The organism is Caenimonas koreensis DSM 17982, assembly GCF_009646335.1.
In the GTDB taxonomy this organism is placed as follows: domain Bacteria; phylum Pseudomonadota; class Gammaproteobacteria; order Burkholderiales; family Burkholderiaceae_C; genus Ramlibacter; species Ramlibacter koreensis.
In genome coordinates, this window is the sequence record NZ_WJBU01000039.1 from 1 (window position 1) to 1,405 (window position 1,405).

A 1,405-nucleotide genomic window follows, 5' to 3' on the forward strand; every position below is an offset into this window, starting at 1 on the left:
TGAACCGCCCCGGTATTTGAGGAGGCTCTTTCATTTGAGAAGATTGAGCCATTATGAGGAAGTCAAAGTTTTCACCCGAGGTGCAGGATCGTGCAGTACGCATGGTCTTCGACGCCAAGGACCAATACCCGTCGCAATGGGCGGCGATTGAATCCATCGCGACCAAGATCGGCTGCACGCCGCAGACGCTACTTCGCTGGGTGCGCCAGGGCGAGCGTGACAGTGGCGCGCGCGAAGGGCTCACGACGGCCGACCAGCAGCGCGTCAAAGAACTCGAGCGCGAGGTGCGCGAGTTGCGCCGTGCCAACGAGATCTTGAAGTTGGCCGGCGCGTATTTCGCCCAGGCGGAGCTCGACCGCCGCTTGAAGTCGTAATGCCATTCGTGGACGAGCATCGCTCGCGCTTCGGGGTCGAGCCGATCTGCAAGACGTTGCAGATCGCCCCGTCGGCATATTGGCGCGAAGCAGCACGCCGACGCGATTCGGCTGTGAGCCCGCCCAGGCGCCGGCGCGATGCGAAGTTGATGCCCGAGATCGAGCGCGTGTGGAACGCCAACATGCGCGTGTACGGTGCTGACAAGGTCTGGAAGCAACTCAATCGCGAGCGCATCGAAGTGGCGCGCTGCACGGTCGAGAGGCTCATGCGCAAGCTGGGACTGCAAGGTGCGATGCGAGGCAAGCGCGTGCGCACCACCGTGCCGGACACGAAGGCGCCATGCCCGCTGGACCGCGTCAACCGACAGTTCCGCGCCGAGCGACCCAACCAGCTGTGGGTCAGCGACTTCACCTACGTCTCGACTTGGCAAGGCTTTGTGTACGTGGCCTTCGTGATCGACGTGTTCGCCCGGCGCATCGTCGGCTGGCGAGTGAGCTCCTCGATGCACACCGACTTTGTGCTCGATGCGCTGGAGCAGGCGCTGTACGCGCGGCGTGGCGAGCGCGAAGGCGATCTGGTCCATCACTCCGACAGGGGCTCGCAATACGTGTCGATCCGCTATACCGAGCGGCTGGCTGAAGCCGGAATCGAGCCTTCGGTGGGCAGCAAAGGCGACAGCTACGACAACGCGCTGGCCGAGACGATCAACGGGCTGTACAAGGCCGAATTGATCCATCGCCGTGCACCTTGGAAGACCCGCGAGGCGCTCGAGATTGCAACGCTCGAATGGGTCTCGTGGTTCAACCACCATCGTTTGCTCGAATCGATCGGCTACATCCCGCCGGCCGAAGCCGAGGCGAACTACTGGCGCGCACAACGCGGGTTGAACGATGAATACATCGGTCCAACCGGGGGGCCTCCGGCGGCCCCTGCGGGGGGCTTAAAGAAAGGAAAATACAAGAGCCGAATTCAGCAGACCATGCAGGTCTGACTTACATCAACCGGTCTCCTCGAAACCCGGGGCGGTTCA

1 pseudogene and 1 other annotated feature are annotated in these 1,405 nt (G+C 62.6%); the pseudogene reads left to right on the forward strand.

Annotated features, from left to right (window positions below):
* Positions 1–53 precede the first annotated feature (53 nt).
* A pseudogene (locus tag GHT07_RS21215) lies at positions 54–1,246 on the forward strand (IS3 family transposase); the annotation flags it as partial.
* Positions 329–445 (forward strand) — a sequence feature (AL1L pseudoknot). Its footprint overlaps the pseudogene before it by 117 nt.
* Positions 1,247–1,405: the final 159 nt, after the last annotated feature.